A 20,161-nucleotide genomic window follows, 5' to 3' on the forward strand; every position below is an offset into this window, starting at 1 on the left:
ACCTGAAGGCATTGACTGTCATCGCCAATGCCGATGACAATGCCGCATGCTCAATCCCCTCTGGCTACGGACATTCGCGACCGTCACCCAATGCCGCAGCTTCACGGAAGCAGGCCGACGGCTCGGTCTGAATCAGTCGAGCGTCAGCGAACATATCCGGCGCCTCGAAGAAAGCGTCGGCAGGCGGCTTTTCGTGCGCGACACGCATTCGCTCGCGATGACCGCCGATGGCGAAGCGCTGCTCGTGCACGCCAACGTGATCCTGCAGGCCATCAGTCGCGCGGAATCGCAGTTCCGCAAGCCGCGGCTCAAAGGCCGCGTGCGTCTGGGCACCTCCGACGATATCGCGCTCAGCGCGCTGCCGAACGTGCTGGGCGCGTTCCGTCACGCGCATCCCGATGTCGAACTGGACATCACGATCGGCATGACAAGCCGGCTGTACGAGTTGCTCGATGCCGGCGCGATCGATCTGCTGGTCGGCAAGCGGCGCCTCGGCGAGCGGCGCGGCACGCCGCTGCTGCGCTCGCGGCTCGAATGGATCGCACGTCCCGGCACGATCGTCGATCTCGAACAGCCGTTGCCGCTGGTGCTGGTTGCCGAGCCGAGCGTGACGCGCGCGGTCGTGCTGAATGCACTGGCTGAAAAGGGCTTCGGCTGGGAAGTGGTGTGCACCAGCAGCAGCCACGCGGGCTGCATCGCCGCGGCGCGCGGTGGACTCGGATTGACGGCGAAATCGCAGTACGTGTCCGCGCGCGGCCTCGCGCCGCCTGTGAACAGTGCAAGTCTGCCCGCGCTGCCCGATGTCGAATTTATCGCGCTGGCCGCGAAGCGCCTCAGTCAACCTGCGGGCACGCTGCTGGAGTTGCTGCAAGGCAGCGATCTGAGCGGCGAATGGATGAGTGAATAGCGCGCTTCGCGTTGCTTTTTCGTTGCCTTATTGTTGATTTATCAGCGGCCTTTCGCCGTCAACGCTTCGAAATCGATCGAGGTCAATTCACCGATTCTTTCGATCGTAATGTCAGGATCGGGATACTTCGCGATTTCCTTCGCGTCGAGCGCATAGTGGCCTTGGCGCGGGAAAATCGTTGTCAGCCGGTCGCCCCACTGCTCTTTCATCGCGGTCAGAATGCGCAGCTTGTCGTCGACCATCACATAGTGACGCGCCGGATAGTGCGCGATCACGTTATCGAGCATCAGCTCCTTGTGAATGTAGATCATCACGCGGCCTTCGACTTCGTCCCACAGGCCCGAACGCGACACCTTGCGCGGCTGGAACACGACGTCGCCATCCGACAGGATCGCCGTCCTGCCGAACTGACCCGCGTAGCGCAGCGCATCGAGCGCGCCGGGAAACACGCGGTTCGCAAACGGATAGTCGATCAGATAACACGACATCAGCAATAGCTGCGTATCGTCCTGATGCTCGTTGCGGTAGCGCTGCAAGGTGCCGAGATAATCCGCGTAGCCGAGCTCGCTGCGCAGCTCTTCGAAAAGCTGCCAGTAACGTGCGCTATTTGCTTCGCCGAACTGCTTTGTCATGTGCGTGCGCAGATCGGTCAGCACGTGATCGTTGTCGAGCAACGTGTTATCGACGTCGAACAGAAAGACAACGTCGTTGCCTGCTGGTGTGTCCATTCGCGTTACCTCGCCTCGGTTGTCTGTGTCGGTTGGGCACGGGGAAGGCGGCACGCATGAGCCTGGTCGGGGCTCGCGTGGCGCTGCCATGTTGCGCTAAGAGCCACGAAGCGCGAGGAAGTTCGCGAAGGCCGGTTGTGCGCGATCAGCGCAAAGACTAGCACCGTCGACCGGTGCGCGCTGCGAATGGTGCCAGGTGGCGTTGATCTGCCGATGTGGCGACAACCCTACGATGCCGTCGCAAAGGCGCTTGAATGCCCCGTAAAACGCGTATAGCGGCCCTCTGACTGTCGACCGCGGGTTGGCGACAGCCGACTCGGTGGTTGCTTGCGGCAGACAGTTAGTTGCGATTTGGCGAGTCGAGAATAAGCCATAAATAGCATCCGATGCAGGCCAGCGTCGTGTCGCCGCGAAAGCCGTCAATATGCGCGCCCGTTCAAGCGCCCTTACCCCGTCACGATGCCCTGCTCCGGCGAATCGAGAAGCACGCGCGGCCCGGCGCCGCCATCCATCGCATCGCGACTCTGCGCCATCCCTTTGCTGCGCCGCCAACTGGCGGGCGGCATGCCGAACTCCCGTTTGAATGCACGATTGAACGCAGCCTCCGACTCATAGCCCACCTGCTCCGCCACCGCCGCGAGCGTCGGGTTTCCATCGCGCAACGCCTGCGCAGCGATCTGCAGGCGCCAGCGAGCGAGGTACTGCATGGGCGGTTGACCGAGCAGTTCTGTGAAGCGCTGCGCGAGCGCCGAACGCGAGAGGCCCACCTTGCGCGCGAGTTCTTCGACAGTCCATCCATACGCGGGCTGCGCGTGCAGCATGGCCAGCGCGCGGCCGACGAAGCGGTCGCCGACACCCGCCAGCCAGCCTTTGCGCTCAGACGGCAACGCCTCGATATAGCGCTGCACCGCTTTGACGAACAGCAGTTCCGATAACCGCGCGAGCACGATCGCACTGCCGACACGCCAGTCGGCCGCTTCGACCGCCGCCAGTTTCAGCGACGATTCGAGCCACGCCGATTGCGGATCATTGCGCATGTCGACCTTGAAGATACGCGGCAACGCCGACAGAACCGGGTTGGTCAACGAATCGTCGCAGGCGAGAAAGCCACAGATGATCCGCGTATGTGCACCGCCGCCACCGAACCTCAACGTCATGACCTCACCCGGCGACGTGCTCAAATATTTCGACACCAGTTCTTCCGAAGGCGCAGGTGTCAGGTCGAGCGAACTGCCCATCAGATGCGCTTCGCCTTGCGGCACCACGAGAAGCTCGCCTGCTTCGACATGGATCGCAGAAGCAGGATCATCGACGAGCGATGCCTCGCAGCTTCCTTCCGTGATGAGGTGATACGACACGATACGCTCGGAGCGCGGCAGGAACGCGGCGCACATGTCCGGCGTGACTTCACCGACAACGCACCATGGCGCAGTTAAGTCGGCGTTTAGATATACCGCGCCACCTAAACGCACGACGCGAAGGACATCTGAGAAAGCATCCATGAGAGCGCCCATCAGTTTCGGCGTCCTGCGCAAAACATCTGGACGCCTGGTCATTCCTCGATACCGCTTGCGTGCCGATACTAGCACTCACGCAACGCTGCAATAAAGCATCGTGAAGCGCGTTCTTCGTACGAAGAAAAAGCGCCCATCCATCGAATCCACCCGATCGCCGCGCGGGCAAGTGCAAAGCAGACATTCGCGGCGTCATCAGAGATGCAGCATGACCCTTCAAATGCGCTTCGCTGCATTCGTCTTTCAGGAGTTGTCCATGTCCGCTGTTGATTCCGCCCTCGCACCCGTCGCCGATCTGTCCGCCATCAAGGTTCGCCAGCAGGCCGCCTGGTCGACGGGCAACTATGCAGTCGTCGGCACCACGCTGCAGATCGTCGGAGAGAACCTCTGTGAAGCGCTCGACGTGCGCGCGGGGAGTCGCGTGCTCGATGTCGCCGCAGGCAACGGCAACGCGACGCTCGCGGCCGCACGCCGCTGGTGCGAGGTCACGTCGACGGACTACGTCGCCTCGCTGCTCGATGCAGGCCGTGCGCGCGCACTAGCTGAAGGACTCGCGGTGCAGTTCGAGCAAGCGGACGCTGAAGCACTGCCCTACGCGGACGCGTCATTCGATATCGTGCTGTCGACCTTCGGCGTGATGTTCACGCCCGATCAGCAGCAAGCGGCCAACGAACTCGTGCGTGTCTGCAAACCGGGCGGAAAGATCGGCCTTGCGAACTGGACGCCCGACAGTTTCATCGGTCAGGTGTTCAAGACCATCGGCAAGTACATTCCGCCGCCGGCAGGTGTGAAGTCGCCTGCGCTATGGGGCACGCAGGCGCGCCTCGACGAACTGTTCGGCGATTTCGCCCGGAACATGGTCGTGAGCAGCCGCGATTTCACGTTCCGCTATCGCTCGGCGCAGCACTTCATCGATGTATTCCGGACTTTTTACGGGCCGATGAACAAGGCATTTGCCGCGCTCGAAGGCGAGCATCAGAAGGCTTTCCTTCACGATCTGATGACGCTGATCGAAAGCCGCAACCGTTCGCGCGACGCAACACTGGTGCTGCCGAGCGAGTATCTCGAAGTGGTGATTGAGCGGCGGTAAATCGGTTTGCACGCGGGTTGCGTCGCGCGTCACGTCCGGGTGTTGGATTCAGTCCGACGCCCGGCCAGCAACCTGTCGGTTGCGCGACGACGGTTCGCTCGGCTTGCATCGGCGAAAACGGCACACGTCACCATCGCACAAGGCTTGCAGCGACATGGCATGGACTCTGCAAGCAGGCAGTGTTGATGCGGCGTCGATGCCAGCACGCGAACGCCGCCATGCTCCACGGAGGACGACATGTTCATCTATCTATTCATGCTGTTGAGAAAGGCACTAGACCGTGCCGAACATAGCCGGCGCGACGCGTATCTCGCCACCGCAGCCGATATGGTCGAACTAGAACGGCGCATGCAATCGCTTGAACTCGACCGATGACGCGACCTCGCGCCATTCACCCATCCACTCGATAAAACGCCATGAATAAGGACGCCGCATTGCAAACCTTCTCCTCCGCAACATCGGTGATCGCATTGCATTGCTCTGGCTCGGGCGCATCGCAATGGCGCAAGCTCGGCGAAGCACTCGGAACACGTCATGCGATGGCGGCACCCGAGCACTACGGCTGCGATAGCACTGGACCGTGGAGCGGCGAGCGTGCATTCACACTGGCTGACGAAGCCGCGCGCACCGTCGGCATCATCGATGCAGCGCGCGGCAAGGTGCATCTGGTTGGCCATTCATACGGCGGTGGCGTTGCGTTGCGCGCGGCCCTCGAACGACCTGAGCGCATCGCGAGCCTCACGTTATACGAACCCTCGGCATTTCATCTGCTCAAGATGATGGGATCGTACGGCGCACATGCACTCGCTGAAATCGTCGCGATCTCGAAGCGCACCGCCGATGGCGTGAGTTGCGGCGACTATCGCGGCGCGGCCGCTTCATTCGTCGATTACTGGGGCGGCCGTGGCGCATGGGAAGCGTTGCGTCCTTCCGTGCAGGCAGCGCTCACGCGCTGGGCGCCAAAGGCACCACTCGATTTCCGCGCACTACTCGACGAACGCACACCACCCGCCGCCTACACACGTTTGCGCGCGCCGGCGCTGATCATGCGCGGCCAGCATGCGCCCGTGCCGACGCGTGCGATTGCGGAGCGCCTGCCGATGCTGATGCCTGCGGCGCGTCTGACGATCGTCGATGGTGCGGGACATATGGGGCCGATCACGCATGCGGAGAAGGTCAACTCGGCGATCGTGCGGCATATTGCGGAGGTGGATGAGACGGCTCGAATGGGCTAATGCATGTGCGCGGCCTGAAATGAAAAGCGGCGCACGCGGCGCCGCTTCACGCATACCTACAATTACAACGGCTCAAGGCTGCCGCGCCTGCGCCGAAGCCGCCGGGCAATGCGGATCCTTGCCCCAGTGTCCATCGCAAACACGCCAGCGGCAAATCTGTTCCTCGAAGAACCCATGTTCGCCGCATTCGCTGATGCGTTCGGCGAGTGTCGCGTTGGCATTACCCGACGCACTCACCTTCTTCGACGCGGCCTGACCGTCTACCGCTTTCGTGCCATTTGCGGAAGCCGGCCTGGTGCGCGCGACGAGCGCAGCCAGCAGATCGGCATCGGAATCGTCCTTCGCTTCCGGCTTGCTGCCCTGCTTCTTCGCGCGTGACGCGACGGCTGTTTTGCTTTCCTTCGCGTGCCGCTCTTCGGCAAGTTGCCGCTTGTCGTGTTTGTCGCGCTTCGCTTTCGATGCCGTATCGGAATGTTGCACAGCGGCCGCGCTCGCAGGCTTCGCATTTGCGGCGATTGCCGCCGACGCCCCTTCATCCGATGCACCCGCACCGTCCGCCAGTGCGCGCGACAACCGGCTGCTGTCATCGTTCGATGCCTGCGTACGCGATGCATCCTTGCTCGCATCATCGTCGGCCACGATGGTCGCGGGTGCATTAGCCTGTGGTGTATTGGCAGGCGAGCTTGCCGGCGCAGCCGATGCATTCGCCGTTACTCCGCTCGCCACCTTCACGCTCGCGGCCATCACAGTCGATGCGCCGTTCGCCGCTGTCCTGTCGGCATTCGCACCCGCTGCACGATGCTGCAACTGATAGGCGCCCACGCCACCTGCAGCGATCACGAGTGCCGCCACGACGATGGGCAACGTGCGCGAGCGCTTCGGTCTGGTGTTGGCGGAAGGATCGACGCGACCTTCCAGATTGGCAAGAATGCGCGAACCACCTGCCTGCCCATCTTTGGCAGGCTCGGACAGCAAACTTGGCGGAACTTTAGCGTTCGAATCAGGCGCACTCATTCACTGTCTCTTCAAATCTGGTTAATATCTGCGATGCTAATGTGTAAAAGCCCCTCCCCGGGGCACGCCTGATTCTAAGATCAAGCATTACAAAAAACAATTGTTGTGAATTTCCGGGGTCTTTCCTTTGATTGCCGTCGCACTCGTCTTCTATTTCGCCATTGCTGTTCTCATTGCAGCAATCGCTCTATTGCCGCCAATCCGTCTGGCAATCTTCGGTGGCATAGCCGATTTGCATGCCCGCTTCATGCAGCGGGCATCGAATAACGCATTGAAGGCTAAAGCACAATTAAGCTATTCGGCAAAAATGTCTCAAGCGACAATTGCCGATATGCAAAACTTACTGGCTAAACGGCGCTTGCTGATTTTATCGACGGCAGGTATTCTTGCGACGCCGCCATTAGTGGCTATTGCATTACGCGGCAAACAGTTATTCCAGTTCGATGACATTTCCAGGTCACCGGACGAAAAAATCGCCCAATTGCTCAATGGCGAACAGCTGGTGCCGCCTCCGCCGCTGCCGCCCGAAGCCTTTGCCACACAGGAGGTCGAGCAGATCCGGCCGGCGCTGAAAGATGCAAGCCGCGACTGGAACCTGCTCGATGCGGATTTCCGGACGCGTCTATTGCTCGTTTATAAAATCATGCGCGAGCAACATGGCTACGAAATGGCTTTACTGGAAGGTTACCGGAGTCCTGAAAGGCAAAACCGTCTCGCGCAAATGGGTAGCAATGTCACCAATGCCGCTGCATTCCAAAGCTATCATCAATACGGCCTCGCGGCTGACAATGCCTTTTTGCGCGACGGCAAGATCGTCATTTCCGAAAAAGATCCCTGGGCCATGCGTGGCTATCAGCTATACGGTCAAGTCGCCGAACAGGTGGGACTGACATGGGGCGGACGCTGGAAAATGATGGATCTTGGACACGTCGAATATCACAAGCCCGGTTTCGTGATCGGTCGCAATCGCTAAATGTTAAATCGCGCTTTTGATCCGCCATGTGACATGCACATTGCGTCATTCAACATTTTATTCACGACGCATTGAAACGCATGAGCAAACAGTCGTTAAAGGCTGATTGCACTGCATTAGACGTCTTTTCACACGCTATTCCTATCATCAAGACCTGACAGGCTTATGCAACGCTTCCTCAACGGGTTGACCTCCAGACGCACGCTGACCGTGATTGGCGTACTCGCGTTCGCGGCCGTGCTGTTCGTCGGCGCGGATTACTTCGAGATCGATTTCATCTGGCCAGCCATCGCGGTCGGCGCGCTGATTGCGCTGTTACTGATCGTGTGGATCGTCAAACGTATCCGAATTCATCGCGCGAACAGCAAGCTGGGCGAGATGCTCGAGCAGCAGGCGCAGGCGGGCAGCGAAGCGACGGCCACCACACCCGCTGCGGCATCGCCGCTGCGCGGCGCCGATCTCGACGTGCTGCGCACGCGTCTCGTCGATGCCGTGAAGACCATCAAGACGTCGAAGATCGGCCAGACCTCGGGTGGCTCGGCGCTGTATGAATTGCCGTGGTACATCGTGATCGGCAACCCGGCAGCGGGCAAGAGCAGCGCGGTGCTGAACTCGGGCCTGCAGTTTCCGTTCGCCGACAAGAACGACGCCGTCGTGCACGGCATAGGCGGCACGCGGAACTGCGACTGGTTCTTCACGACGGAAGGCATTCTGCTCGATACGGCGGGGCGCTATTCCGTGCATGAAGAAGACCGCACCGAATGGCTCGGCTTTCTGGGGCTGCTCAAGCGTTATCGTCCGAAAGCACCGATCAACGGGATCATCGTCACGGCGAGCATCGCCGAACTGACGGGCAACAAGCCGGAGTTCGCGATCAATCTCGCGAAGAACCTGCGCCAGCGCGTGCAGGAACTCACGGAAAAGCTCGAAGTATTCGCGCCCGTCTACGTGATGTTCACGAAGGCCGACCTGATTACCGGCTTCACCGAATTCTTCAGCGGCAGCGAGCGTCACGAATACGACCGCGTATGGGGCGCTACCCTGCCCTACGAACCGGACGAGAAGCGCGATGTCGTCGCACAGTTCGACCAGCATTTCGAAGATCTGTATGAAGGCCTGAAGGAAATCAGCGTTGCACAACTGTCCATCAGCCGCGGCAACGCGCTCTCGCCGGGCCAGCTGAGTTTCCCGCTCGAATTCTCGACCATCAAGCCGTCGCTGCGCGCGTTCATCGCGACGCTGTTCGAGAACAACCCGTTCCAGTACAAGCCGATTTTCCGCGGCTTCTATTTCACCAGCGCATTGCAGGAAGGCGAGACGAATAGCGCCGCTGCGCAGCGTATCGCCAACCGCTTCGGTCTTAGCGCCGATGCGTTGCCGAAGCCGCAGAGCACGTTTTCGAAGAATGGCTTCTTCCTGCGCGACCTGTTTTCCAAGGTCATTTTCGCCGACCGGCAGACGGTGCGGCAGTTCGCCAGCCCAGCCAAGGCCCGTTTGCGTTATGCGACGTTCTTCGGCTTCGTCGTGATTCTCGCGCTCGCGATGGGCGGCTGGACGTGGTCGACGATCGGCAATCAGCAGCTTGCAGCCAACGTGCAGGCCGACCTCGACAACGTCATGCGTATGCAGCAGGGCCGCAACGATCTGCAATCGCGCCTGCAGGCAATGGACGTGCTCGAAGACCGCATCGAACAACTCGAACAGTTCCGCCGCGAGCGCCCGCTGTCGGTTTCGCTCGGCCTGTATCAGGGCGATCGTCTCGAACAGCGTCTGTTGGCCGAGTACTACAACGGTATCAAGCAGATCATGCTGACGCCCGTTTCGCAGAGCCTTGCGTCCTTTCTGAAAGATGTCGACGCGCATCCCGACCAGCTCGCGCCAATGACCCACACGCCCGACTCCGGCGCGATCCCCGTGTCGGCGCATACGGCGATGACATCGGCGGCACAAGGCGGCCTGTATAGCGATGCCTCGCCGACCAACGTCGAGGATGCGTACAACGCATTGAAGACCTACCTGATGCTGTCCGACAAGCGTCACGTCGAAGCGGCCCATCTGACCGATCAGGTCGCGCGCTTCTGGCGCGGCTGGCTGGAACAGAATCGCGGCAACATGCCACGCGACGAGATGATCAAAAGCGCCGAGCGCATGATCACCTTCTATCTGTCGCGCGTCAGTGACGACGACTGGCCGATGATCGACGCGAACCTCTCGCTCATCGATCAAACGCGCGACAACCTGCGCCGCGTGGTGCGCGGCATGCCGGCACGCCAGCGCGTGTACGAAGAGATCAAGGCACGCGCATCGACTCGCTTTGCGCCGATGACCATCGCACGCATCGTCGGCGAGAACAACACGGGGCTGATCGCAGGCAGTTACGCGATTCCCGGCACCTTCACGCGCGATGCGTGGTTCCAGTACGTGCAGCCCGCGATCCGCGATGCCGCGACCAAGGAACTGCAGGCGAAGGACTGGGTGCTCAACACTTCCGCACGTGACGATCTCACGCTCGAAGGCAGCCCCGAACAGATCCAGAAGGCGCTGGTCGGCATGTACAAGACCGAGTATGCACAGCACTGGCAGAAGTTCATGCAGGGCATCGCGGTCCAAAGTTTCGGCAACTTCAATCAGGCAGTCGATTCGATGAACCGTCTCGGCGATCCGCAGGATTCGCCTATTCGCAAGGTACTCGAAACCGCGTACGAGCAGACGTCGTGGGACAACCCATCGCTCGCGAACGTTGCGCTGAAGACTGCGCAAGGCGGCGTCGTGAACTGGGTCAAGCAATGGTTCTCGCGCAGCCCTGCTGCACAGCTCAATGCCAATGTCGACATCAACGGCAAACCCGTCGATCTGCCGATGGGCCCCGTCGGCGCGGACTTTGCGGGCCTCGCGCGCATCGTCGTGAAGAATGGCGATGTGTCGCTGCTGCGCGGCTATATGGATTCGCTGTCGAAGGTGCGCACGCGCTTCAACGTGCTGAAGAATCAGGGCGATCCGGGTCCGGGCGCGCGTCAGTTGATGCAGCAGACGCTCGACGGCAACGGTTCCGAACTCGCCGACTCCCTCAAGTACGTCGACGAACAGATGCTCACGGGTCTCACCGACGCGCAACGCAAGGCGCTGCGCCCGCTGCTCGTGCGTCCGCTGATGCAGGCCTATGCCGTCGTGATCCAGCCCGCCAGCGCGGAAGTCAACAAGGTGTGGAATGCGCAGGTGTATCAGCCGTTCCAGGCATCGCTGGCAAACAAATATCCGTTTGCAGGCGACGCAAAGGTGGAGGCAGGTGCGGGCGAAATTGCGCAGGTGTTCGGCCCGGATGGCAGCGTTGCGAAGTTTGTCGGCAATACGCTCGGCCCCCTCGCGGTGCGGCGCGGCGATACGCTGACTGCGCGCACGTGGGGCGACATGGGCCTCGCGCTCACGCCCGACTTCACCAACGGCTTTGCGCGCTGGGTCGCGCCGCTGGCAGGCGGCGCGGCGGGTGGCGCACAGGGTTCGTCGGAACCGCAGACGGTGTTCCAGATCCTGCCGCAGCCGAGCAGCGGCACCACGGAGTACACGGTCGGCATCGACGGGCAGCAACTGCGCTATCGCAACACGCCGCCGCAATGGACCAACTTCGTGTGGCCCAATCCGTCGGGTTCGCCGGGCGCGACGCTGTCGGCCACAACGTTCGATGGCCGCACCATTCAGCTGGTCAACGAACCGGGACGCTATGGTCTGGAGAAGCTCATCAATAGCGCACAGCGCAAGCGCCGCCCCGATGGCACGTTCGATCTCACCTGGACGCAAGGCAACGTGACCGTGGCCGTGAGCATGCGCATCATCAGCACCTCACAGGCAACGGCAAGCGGCGATGCGCCTCAGCAACAGACGCTACGCGGCCTGAAGCTGCCTTCGTCGGTCGCGGATGTGGGCGCAACCACGCCAACGCCGATGGCAACGGCAGTCACGCCACTCACGGCGACAGCGGCTATTGCAGCCACCAACAACGGGAGCGCGCAATGAGCCAGACCGTGCAGGCGCAAATCGCCTATTTCGGCAAGATTCCGTCGCGCGGCGACTTCGTGAAGAGCGCGCACAATCCGCAACTGTTGCAAACGCTCGACCGCTGGATCGCGCAGGCCATGGAACTGCTCGCGGAAGACCCGCGCTGGAAGATCGTCTACGAAAGCGCGAAGCCGATGCACTTCGCGTTTCTCGGTTCGCGCAGCAAGCTCGCCATCGCCGGGCATATGGTGGCGAGTCAGGATCAGTCGGCGCGGCGCTTCCCGTTTCTCGCGGCAACCGCACTCGAAGTAGACCGTCCGCTCGCCTTCTTTGCGCGCAGCCCGCTTGCGTTCGCACGGCTATGGTCGCGCGTGGCCACGCAAATGAAGCCTCTGCTGGATGCGACAGAACCCGCGGGTGCATTGCAGGCACTCGGCGACACGCAGGTGCCCATCGAGATCGCCGGTCCCGGCAATCCGCACGACGGCACCTTCAACGATTTCGTCGAGCATCAGACGCTGTCCGGTCTCGAACAGATGTTGCTTGCGAGTGGCCACCCCGTGCGGCTGCGCGGCGCCATGCTCGCGCTCGGTTCGCTGTTGCGGCCCGTGATGACGAGCGGAACGTCGCACCTGGAACGCGGGCTCACGCTGCCTTTGCCGAGTGATCCGTTCTATCGCTCGCTGGTCGCGGCGTTCTGGCTCGAACTGATCGCGCCGTTCGTGGCGCATGCGGATTTCGAACTGGCCATTTTTATCGGCACGATCGCGCAGCGCGAACGGCTCGTGATCGGCTTCAATGGCGCATCGGCAAAAACGCTGCATAGCGTCGTCGATCCGCAGGCGTACGCACAGCACAACATCGACATCGACGATCCCGAATGGATCGACGAACACGCACAAAACGACCATGGCATCAGCAAGCTCGTCAGCTACCTCGATCAACCGCAACTCTCGCTGCGTGTCAGCATCGACACGTTCCGCGAAGCGTTCGCCGGAGCATGACACCATGACGACGCGCATCAGACGCAACGTGATCGCAGCGGCACTGCTCGCGCTAACGGCAAGCGGCTCTGCACTCGCCGACAATGCAGGCCCCGCGAACGTCACACCCGTCGATAACAGCGGCGTTCAGGTCCGCACTACTGTGCTGCCCGCTTCTGGTTCCGCCGCTATGTCGAACACCTCTGCGCCTGTTGCGACGGGTGCAGTCACGTCTGCACCGCCGGCGGCCAATGCGGCGCCCGGCCAGGTCGTGGTCGGCGGCAAGTTGCCGGACGAAGCCACCAAGGCTGCAGTGCTCGCTCGTTTGCGCGACACGTATGGCGCGGCGAATGTGGTCGATCAGATCGAAATCGGCGATGTCGCCACGCCGCCCAACTGGAGCGCGAATGTACAGAAGCTGATCGGGCCGGAGTTGAAGCAGATCAGCAAAGGGCAACTGAAAATCGACGGCACGTCGGTCGAAGTGAAAGGCGAAGTGCGTAATGAAGCACAGCGCCAGCAGCTCGCCAGCGACATGGCGAACGCATTGAATCCGACCTATACGGTCAAGAACGCGTTGCGCGTCAGTGCATCGGAACAGGGGCTGCTCGATCAGACGCTCGCTAACCGCACCATCGAATTCGAAACGGGCAGCGCAACGTTGACGCCTCAAGGCCGCACGATTCTCGATCAGATGGCGGCCGTGCTGGCGAGGATCACGACACGGCAGGTCGAGATCATCGGGCACACGGATACATCGGGTAACCGCACCACGAATATCGCGTTAAGCCAGGCGCGCGCCGATGCTGTGAAGGGTTATCTCGTCGCGAAGGGTATTTCGCCACAGCAACTGTCGACGCTCGGCGTTGGACCCGATCAGCCGATTGCGTCGAACGATACGGCTGATGGCCGCGCGCGCAATCGACGCATCGAATTCCGCGCGGGCTCCTGACGTTGCACAGCGCGCTGTTCTGATGAGCAGCGCGCTTTCGTATCTAGTTGTTCTCTTCGGGCTTCACGCCCAGCATTTCACGGATGTGAGCGAGCGAGCCGTCGTCCTTGACGACCGTTGCGAGCCATTGATGCAATGGCATATCCGCCCACTCCGCAGCCTTGTCGGCGAGATACGCAGCAGGACTGTGCGGCTCCGTGTGTCGAAAGAAACGGGCCACGGCGCGCAACTGCGCCACTGCCTGTGCACGGGTTTGAATGACGCCCGGCGTCGGATTCGCTACGTTCGTGGTCGGCATGGGCAACGGCGGCTCCCCTAGCGGCGCCGCTCGAAACGACGGCTCGCTGCGTTCTTCGACAGCGTGGGGTTGTGATTGCGTCTGCGGCGCAGGTTGCGCCGTCGTGGTTGCACCGACATCTTTCGCAAAGCGCTCGACCAGTCGATACACGGCTTCATACGCATCTTTCGCCTGACGGAAACTCGGCGCGGCGTCGCCCGCGTGGCGCTCCAGTTCGCTTTCGAACGACAGCATGGCCGCCTCGAATGCGCGGAGATCCGCAAGCAGCACCGTGTAGAACGCGGGCTGCGTGGCCCGCTTCGACATCTCGATCTGCTCATTCGACGGCTTGCCACGTGCAATATCGTCTGCATGTTCAGGGTCGCGTTTGACCGCCTGCGCGACGTGCGTGGCGACATCCCAGTCCAGCGTGCTGAATGCACTGCCCGGCGCCTGCGTGACGGGAAGCGCGCGCAGCAATTCCGCCGTGCGCACTACCAGCCAGCCGATATTCCCCAGCCGGTACTCGGCGTCGTCACCATCAACGAGTGGATGCAAACCCTCCCAGTAACGCTCGCATAGCCCAGCCAGCAGCGAATAGCCTTGCGTAAGACCTACCGCGCCTTCTTCTATTGCCAGTGCTTCCGTGAGCCACGCAGCAAGACGCAGATCTTTGGTCTGTGCTTTCAGCAACGCCGTGCATTGTTCGATGACGAACGACCAGTCGGCTTCCTTGATTTCGGTAACCCATTCGCCCTGGTCCAGCGATGCATCATCGAAACGGCGCGCGTGCTGGATCGCATCGAATTCAGCCGAGAACAGCAGATCTTCGCCGCAAGGCGAGGCATCGCTGATGGGTTCAAGCAACGTAGTGAAATTGGTCGACATGATTGCGGAAAATCTCAGACAACGGTGTATTCGAATTCGCCTGTTTCCGTGGCGCGTGCGCCGATCCGGCTGATCAGCGCGCCATCGGCAATACGCTCCAGCACCTGCTGCGCGATTTCGGGCAGCAGCGTGCCATTCAGAATATGATCGACATTACGCGCACCGGAATCCACTTCGGTGCAGCGCGCCAGCACGGCATCGACGAGTGATTCATCCCATTCGAATTCGGCTTTATGATTCGCTTCGATTCGGCGGCGAATCCGTTCGAGCTTCAATTCGATGATCTCCACGAGCACGTCATCGGAGATCGGATAGTACGGCACGACTTTCATGCGGCCGAGAAAAGCAGGCTTGAATGCCTTGTACAGTTGCGGTCGCAGCGTTTCGGCCAGAGCTTCGGCATCAGGTATGTCTTCCGCGCTCTTGTTGAGGCACGCCTGCATCACAGAAGAAGAACCGACATTCGACGTGAGAATGATCAGCGTATTGCGGAAATCGATTTCGCGTCCTTCCGCATCGTCCATCGTGCCTTTGTCGAATACCTGGAAGAACATTTCGAGTACATCCGGATGAGCCTTCTCGACTTCATCGAGCAAGACTACCGAATACGGATTGCGCCGCACTGCCTCTGTCAGCACGCCACCTTCGCCATAACCGACATAACCCGGCGGCGAGCCTTTGAGACCGGACACACTGTGCGCCTCCTGATACTCGCTCATGTTGATGGTGATCATCTTGCGCTCGCCGCCATACAGGATATCGGCGAGTGCGAGCGCCGTTTCCGTCTTGCCGACACCTGAGGGTCCAACGAACATGAACACGCCGCGCGGTTTGTTCGGGTCTTCGAGATTCGCGCTCGCGGTACGCACGCGTTGCGCGACTGCTTCGAGCGCGTGGTCCTGACCGATCACACGCGCCGTCAATAGCGGCTGCAAATTCAGCACCGTGCGCAGTTCGTCCTTCACCATGCGGCCAAGCGGAATGCCCGTCCATGACGCCACGATTTCAGCTATTACGTGCGCATCGACTTGCAACGGGACCATCGGCGTTGTCTTCTGCAGTTCTGCGAGTTCTGCAATACGTGTGCTCAGCGTTTCGCGCACACTGAAGAGTTCATCCTCGTTGCTTTTGCCCTCACGTGCTGCATCGATTTTTTCGCGCGACGCGATGATATCGGCAACGATCGTGCGCTCCTTTTCGTATCGCGTCTGATCGTGTGCCAGCCGTTCGAGATCCGTCGCACGCTGCTCGCGCAATTCCGTCAGGCGTTTGTCGTGCGATGCGCCACTCGCCGATTCGCGTTCCAGAGCCGCAATTTCCGCGTCGATGCGCTCGAGACGCTTGCGCGTGTCGTCGATCACGGCGGGCGTCGCGCTCTGCGCAAGTGCGACTTTCGCGCACGCTGTGTCAAGCACGCTGATTGCCTTGTCGGGCAACTGACGTCCACTGATATAGCGATGCGACAGGCGCACGGCTTCCGTAATCGCACTATCGAGAATGCGGACGTTGAAGTGCTTCTCCATGAGCGCAGCCATACCGCGCAGCATGGCAGCGGCGAGTACTTCATTCGGCTCTTCGATCTTCACGACCTGGAAGCGTCGCGCCAGCGCTGCGTCTTTCTCAAAGTACTTTTTGTATTCGCTCCACGTAGTGGCGGCAATGGTACGCAATTCACCACGCGCAAGCGCCGGCTTCAGCAAGTTGGCTGCATCGTTCTGCCCTGCCGTGCCGCCGGCGCCAATAATCGTGTGCGCTTCGTCGATAAAGAGAATGATGGGATGCGCACTCTTCTTGACCTCGTCGATCACGCTCTTCAGGCGGTTCTCGAACTCGCCCTTCACACTCGCTCCCGCTTGCAGCAACCCCATGTCGAGCACATGCAGCGCGACGCCGCGCAATGGCGGCGGAACATCGTCGGCGGCGATGCGCAGCGCCAGCCCTTCGACCACAGCCGTTTTACCCACACCCGCTTCGCCTGTCATGATGGGATTGTTCTGGCGGCGGCGCATCAGAATGTCGATGGCCTGGCGAATCTCTGCATCCCGGCCAATCACGGGGTCGATATGACCGTCACGCGCACGTTGCGTCAGATTGGTCGTGTAAGTATCTAGCGCAGGCGTTTTCGAAGCTGCATTGACGCGTGCGATTTCATCCGAAGGCAACGCGCTATCTACCGGTGCCGCGGCAATTTCGCTTTCACGCGAGCCATGCGTCATTTCATCGAACTTGTGCTTCAAGTCCGTCACGCGCACTTGCGTGAACAGTGACGACATACGCTGCGCGAATTGCGCGAGATCGGGTGCACTCAGCAATGCGAGCAGCAGATGCCCCGAACGAATGCGCGTGATCTGCGAGTCGAGCGATGCGATCAGCCACGCCTGTTCGAACAGCGCAATCAGATGAACAGAAAACACAGGCGTGCGCGTATTACCCGTCTTCAGCCGCTCCAGTTCACGCTCGAGGTCTGCCCGCAACGCATTGACGTCGATGCCGCTTGCCCGCACGACCAAAGGCACATCCGTCGCTGCCTCGTCCAGCAATGCGCCGAACAGATGTTCCAGATCGACCTCGTAGTGACCGCGCGACAGACAGCGGCTGGCCGCCTGTTCCGCAGCCTGACGGCAGATCGGGTTGAGTTTGGCGATCAGGGTTTTCAGTGGCGTGCTCATGGCGTACGGTCCGATGTGTCGTGTGTCGTTGTTCTTTAACTGCCGTCAGTGGATCACGTGCAGTTCATAGCGGGCGTCCGCGCGATCTTCAGCCGTGTCGTGCGTGCAGAGAAACGCGTCCCAGCCCAGGCGCGAACCTTTGCCGAGGATGCTCGGGCCGACGTCCTCATGACGCAGTTTCAGCTTCACTTCGTATTCGAGCGTGACGCCGGCCAGCAATGTCAGCATGCGCTCCAGTGCAACCGCGCGTTCTGCGCCGGGCAGAAACGCTTCATAGTCCGATTTCTTCAGCGGGCCGAGCACGAGACGCACGCGCATGTCGCGCTGCCACACTCGCGTGCCCGCGAGCGCTGTCGCGCCAAGCGTGGCGTTGACGCTGCCGAGCACCGTCAATTGATCGAGCGGCACGTCATACCATTTGCCAATGAACTGCTCGACCTGCACGGGGACATTGAAGTACTCGGACAGGTTGCGCTGCAGATAGGCCCCCGATACAGGCCGATGCCTTGCCGCGAGCGCATACCCCGCAATCGCTTCATCGAACAGCGCGCCCTCGCCGCCTTGCAGGCTCGCACGCGTATCCGCATCGCCGACACCCGCCAGCGAACGCAGCAGCGGCAAATAGCGTTCATCGCGATCGAGTTCATAGTGAAACGGCAAGCGGTACTTTTTCCATGCCGCATAAAAGAGCGCCGTCGCACGGCTCGAAAAGATGTCGAAGAACTCGCGTGCCGCACGATCACGCGACACCTGCTCGCGGTTGATCAGTTGCTCCGTGTAGTTCAGCGGCAACGCGCCTTGTCCACCAAGCAAGCCGAAGAATGCGGGTGTCAGGTCGACCTTTTCGATCGAATCGTCGCGCAGCGCCGCAGTACGCTGCGCCTTCTCTTTGAGCGCATTGCCGTCTTCGTCATACGGCACGGCTGATTGAATCTCGCTGGGTGGAAACGCCAGCGATAAGGTCGTGCGAAACGTCATGCGTTGTGCGACAACATCGCCCGTACGCTGGGACGCTTCCTGCCCGAACCATTTTTCGAGCAGACGCACCGCCTGAAAGAATTCAAAGCGATGCGGCTCGTCGAGCAACTGCTCGACTACGCCAGGATCGATTCGCCGCTGCGCGGTTTGCATCGCAAGATCTCCTCGCCCGTGCGCTTCGACACGACGACCAGTTGCACAAAGCTGTTCAGGTGAACATAGAGCCCAAAGAATCGATCGATCACGCCGACAAACGAAGCGAGACTGGCACCGACAAAATGTTCTTCATCCACGGTCAGCCGTACCTCGATGCCTCGCACGAAGGTCGCGAATGGATTACCTGGCAACCACTGCACCGCTGCCCGCTGGTCGATACCTGTAATGCCGTCCACATGACGCGCGGAGACCGCCGTGCGCCGCAAATCGTAGAGCGCGAGCATTTCCTTGAGCGCGGACAGGCCGCTGCCCGCAAGCGAAACATGGTTGAGCGCGAGATGTGAAATCAGACGCCAATGCGCCGAGCGGCCTCGCTCGAAACGAACGCTCGGTGTCGGGCGGCGTAGCAGCGTCAGCGTGCTCGCCAGTGAGCCGCCTTCGAGGAACAGATCGCCGCCTTCGAGGCCCGCTGCGAGTTGCGCAGGCAGATCGCGATTCGTACAGGTGAGATCGACGCTGAGTGTGTCCGTTTGCGGCGCCGACGGTTCGAAGTCGATATCGACGATCGAGATTTCCGTCTCGTAGCCCGGACTCTTTTGCGCAACCCAGTCATTACGGCGCGCGAACCAGTAGTGACCCGCTCGCTGCGCTTCGCCGTGATGCAGCGAATAGAACGGGCGAAATTCTGTTACCGATTCACCATCGGCCTGTTGACGCACCAGCTTCACGGAATCGATCGAATAGACTTCATACGCGAATGCTCGCCGCGCTTCCGCGACTACGGGATATGAAACGGCCTGGTGACTGATACGAATCGGCTCGCCGTGCTGCCTGAACAGATTGACGACGGGTGTGCAGAAAAGCCGCAGATTCTGCGCAGACAATGCATCGAGTAATCGCGCGACGTTCGAGTCACTCCGGACGTCTTTCAGCACCACATGCAGCGTGATGCGATGGCAGCGGCCGCTTGCGCGCAGCATCGCCGCGAGATCGAAATCGGCGAAACTGAATTTGTCGGGGAACGCAAAGTACTCGGTCAACAGCCGGTACGCGGGATGCGACTTTGCCGGATAGTCGATCAATGCATCCTGTTCGTCGAAACCAGCCTGTTCCAGCGGCACGTTGCGCAATGCCTTCCATACGCCGTTGCGCTCGGGTTCGACATACGCCGCGATGGCGTGCATGAAAAGACAATCGGATAACGCCGCCACGAACGACTGCTCGCCGTGCAAATGCGTGCGCAAAGTACTGAGCTTCAGCGCACCGAGATCGAGTTGCGGTGCGGTCGATTCGAAAGTAATCGACAGCAGGCCAGTCGCACTGGCGGGCAGTACCGTCGCGCTCGGCGCCATGGCAACTGACGTGAACTTCGCTTCCGAGATGCGAATGGGTGCGAGCGTCACGTCATACGCGGTTCGAAAACGGCATTGCACGCCGCGTATCGGGCGTGACTTCAGTTCAGTGCCGCGTTCGATAGTGGCCGGTTGCGTCAGATTGCTGACGCCGCTCGACAAACCGAATTGTGCAATCGAGCACGAAGGAAATGGCCGCAGATAGTGCGGATAAAGCACTTCAAAAAGTGCTTCGGTGAATTCGGGGTAGTCGTCGTCGAGTTTCTTGTTGATGCGTGCGCCCAATAGCGCGAACGACTCGATCATGCGCTCGACGTGCGGGTCTTCGCAATGCTCGCCCGTCATCGCAAGGCGCGCGGCGATCTTCGGATAGCGCTCTGCGAAGTCTCGCGAATAGCGCCGCAAAAACGACAACTCACGCTCGTAATACGGCAGCAGTTCTTCCATCACTC

The 20,161-nt window shown here is 60.8% G+C and carries 15 protein-coding genes; 8 read left to right on the forward strand and 7 right to left on the reverse strand.

Annotated elements, in window-relative coordinates:
• The first annotated feature begins 46 nt into the window (after positions 1–46).
• The gene (locus DK391_RS17625) at positions 47–907 is read left to right on the forward strand and encodes a LysR family transcriptional regulator (RefSeq protein ID WP_109479254.1); all 861 of its coding nucleotides are present in this window, start codon (positions 47–49) and stop codon (positions 905–907) included.
• A gap of 41 nt (positions 908–948) precedes the next feature.
• On the opposite strand, the gene DK391_RS17630 is transcribed toward DK391_RS17625, so the two are convergent.
• Together DK391_RS17630 and DK391_RS17635 are read right to left on the reverse strand one after the other, a co-directional pair.
• The gene (locus tag DK391_RS17630) at positions 949–1,635 is read right to left on the reverse strand and encodes an HAD family hydrolase (RefSeq protein WP_109479255.1); all 687 of its coding nucleotides are present in this window, start codon (positions 1,633–1,635) and stop codon (positions 949–951) included.
• A 446-nt stretch (positions 1,636–2,081) separates the two neighbouring features.
• A complete protein-coding gene (locus tag DK391_RS17635; protein WP_239482864.1) occupies positions 2,082–3,137 on the reverse strand; it encodes an AraC family transcriptional regulator in 1,056 nt (351 codons plus the stop codon).
• 268 nt (positions 3,138–3,405) lie between these two features.
• Here DK391_RS17635 and DK391_RS17640 point away from each other — a divergent pair, with 268 nt between their 5' ends.
• The 3 genes from DK391_RS17640 (at position 3,406) to DK391_RS17650 (ending at position 5,474) form a co-directional block, all read left to right on the forward strand.
• The gene (locus DK391_RS17640) at positions 3,406–4,239 is read left to right on the forward strand and encodes a class I SAM-dependent methyltransferase (RefSeq protein ID WP_109479282.1); all 834 of its coding nucleotides are present in this window, start codon (positions 3,406–3,408) and stop codon (positions 4,237–4,239) included.
• Between the two features lie 237 nt (positions 4,240–4,476).
• Positions 4,477–4,614 (forward strand): DUF3563 family protein, encoded by a 138-nt coding sequence (locus tag DK391_RS17645; RefSeq protein ID WP_109479257.1) that lies wholly within the window; start codon positions 4,477–4,479, stop codon positions 4,612–4,614.
• 41 nt (positions 4,615–4,655) lie between these two features.
• The gene (locus DK391_RS17650) at positions 4,656–5,474 is read left to right on the forward strand and encodes an alpha/beta hydrolase (RefSeq protein ID WP_109479258.1); all 819 of its coding nucleotides are present in this window, start codon (positions 4,656–4,658) and stop codon (positions 5,472–5,474) included.
• Positions 5,475–5,546: 72 nt separating this feature from the next.
• Here the strand turns inward: DK391_RS17650 and DK391_RS17655 are convergent, their stop codons facing one another.
• The gene (locus tag DK391_RS17655; protein ID WP_109479259.1) at positions 5,547–6,488 is read right to left on the reverse strand and encodes a hypothetical protein; all 942 of its coding nucleotides are present in this window, start codon (positions 6,486–6,488) and stop codon (positions 5,547–5,549) included.
• Positions 6,489–6,615: 127 nt separating this feature from the next.
• On the opposite strand from DK391_RS17655, the gene DK391_RS17660 reads away from it, so the two are divergent.
• The 4 genes from DK391_RS17660 (at position 6,616) to DK391_RS17675 (ending at position 13,389) form a co-directional block, all read left to right on the forward strand.
• On the forward strand, positions 6,616–7,461 hold the full coding sequence (locus DK391_RS17660; RefSeq protein ID WP_109479260.1) for a M15 family metallopeptidase: 846 nt from the start codon (positions 6,616–6,618) through the stop codon (positions 7,459–7,461).
• 165 nt (positions 7,462–7,626) lie between these two features.
• A complete protein-coding gene (gene tssM / locus DK391_RS17665) occupies positions 7,627–11,472 on the forward strand; it encodes a type VI secretion system membrane subunit TssM (protein WP_109479261.1) in 3,846 nt (1,281 codons plus the stop codon).
• Entirely contained in the window at positions 11,469–12,458 is a 990-nt protein-coding gene (tagF, locus tag DK391_RS17670) for a type VI secretion system-associated protein TagF (protein ID WP_109479262.1), read from the forward strand. The genes tssM and tagF overlap by 4 nt, the downstream gene beginning before the upstream one ends.
• Before the next feature lie 4 nt (positions 12,459–12,462).
• On the forward strand, positions 12,463–13,389 hold the full coding sequence (locus tag DK391_RS17675) for an OmpA family protein (RefSeq protein ID WP_109479263.1): 927 nt from the start codon (positions 12,463–12,465) through the stop codon (positions 13,387–13,389).
• A gap of 43 nt (positions 13,390–13,432) precedes the next feature.
• On the opposite strand, the gene tssA is transcribed toward DK391_RS17675, so the two are convergent.
• From tssA to tssF, 4 genes are read right to left on the reverse strand one after another with little or no spacing between them, the layout of a single operon-like run.
• Entirely contained in the window at positions 13,433–14,554 is a 1,122-nt protein-coding gene (gene tssA / locus DK391_RS17680) for a type VI secretion system protein TssA (protein WP_109479264.1), read from the reverse strand.
• Between the two features lie 14 nt (positions 14,555–14,568).
• On the reverse strand, positions 14,569–17,223 hold the full coding sequence (gene tssH / locus DK391_RS17685) for a type VI secretion system ATPase TssH (protein ID WP_109479265.1): 2,655 nt from the start codon (positions 17,221–17,223) through the stop codon (positions 14,569–14,571).
• A 45-nt stretch (positions 17,224–17,268) separates the two neighbouring features.
• Complete coding sequence (gene tssG / locus DK391_RS17690; protein ID WP_109479266.1) at positions 17,269–18,354, reverse strand: type VI secretion system baseplate subunit TssG; 1,086 nt, start codon at positions 18,352–18,354, stop codon at positions 17,269–17,271.
• Positions 18,318–20,156 carry a type VI secretion system baseplate subunit TssF gene (tssF, locus tag DK391_RS17695; protein ID WP_109479267.1) on the reverse strand — a complete coding sequence of 613 codons (1,839 nt, stop codon included), beginning with the start codon at positions 20,154–20,156 and terminating at the stop codon, positions 18,318–18,320. The genes tssG and tssF overlap by 37 nt, the downstream gene beginning before the upstream one ends.
• Positions 20,157–20,161 lie beyond the last annotated feature (5 nt).

It is taken from the genome of Paraburkholderia sp. C35, assembly GCF_003121405.1.
Classification (GTDB): domain Bacteria; phylum Pseudomonadota; class Gammaproteobacteria; order Burkholderiales; family Burkholderiaceae; genus Paraburkholderia.

Bases quoted from the DNA above. Each gene is read 5' to 3' on its own strand.
- DK391_RS17625 (WP_109479254.1), top strand. From the start codon at position 47: ATGCTCAATCCCCTCTGGCTACGGACATTCGCGACCGTCACCCAATGC.
- DK391_RS17630 (WP_109479255.1), bottom strand. From the start codon at position 1,635: ATGGACACACCAGCAGGCAACGACGTTGTCTTTCTGTTCGACGTCGAT.
- DK391_RS17635 (WP_239482864.1), bottom strand. From the start codon at position 3,137: ATGGATGCTTTCTCAGATGTCCTTCGCGTCGTGCGTTTAGGTGGCGCG.
- DK391_RS17640 (WP_109479282.1), top strand. From the start codon at position 3,406: ATGTCCGCTGTTGATTCCGCCCTCGCACCCGTCGCCGATCTGTCCGCC.
- DK391_RS17645 (WP_109479257.1), top strand. From the start codon at position 4,477: ATGTTCATCTATCTATTCATGCTGTTGAGAAAGGCACTAGACCGTGCC.
- DK391_RS17650 (WP_109479258.1), top strand. From the start codon at position 4,656: ATGAATAAGGACGCCGCATTGCAAACCTTCTCCTCCGCAACATCGGTG.
- DK391_RS17655 (WP_109479259.1), bottom strand. From the start codon at position 6,488: ATGAGTGCGCCTGATTCGAACGCTAAAGTTCCGCCAAGTTTGCTGTCC.
- tssM (WP_109479261.1), top strand. From the start codon at position 7,627: ATGCAACGCTTCCTCAACGGGTTGACCTCCAGACGCACGCTGACCGTG.
- tagF (WP_109479262.1), top strand. From the start codon at position 11,469: ATGAGCCAGACCGTGCAGGCGCAAATCGCCTATTTCGGCAAGATTCCG.
- DK391_RS17675 (WP_109479263.1), top strand. From the start codon at position 12,463: ATGACGACGCGCATCAGACGCAACGTGATCGCAGCGGCACTGCTCGCG.
- tssA (WP_109479264.1), bottom strand. From the start codon at position 14,554: ATGTCGACCAATTTCACTACGTTGCTTGAACCCATCAGCGATGCCTCG.
- tssH (WP_109479265.1), bottom strand. From the start codon at position 17,223: ATGAGCACGCCACTGAAAACCCTGATCGCCAAACTCAACCCGATCTGC.
- tssG (WP_109479266.1), bottom strand. From the start codon at position 18,354: ATGCAAACCGCGCAGCGGCGAATCGATCCTGGCGTAGTCGAGCAGTTG.
- tssF (WP_109479267.1), bottom strand. From the start codon at position 20,156: ATGGAAGAACTGCTGCCGTATTACGAGCGTGAGTTGTCGTTTTTGCGG.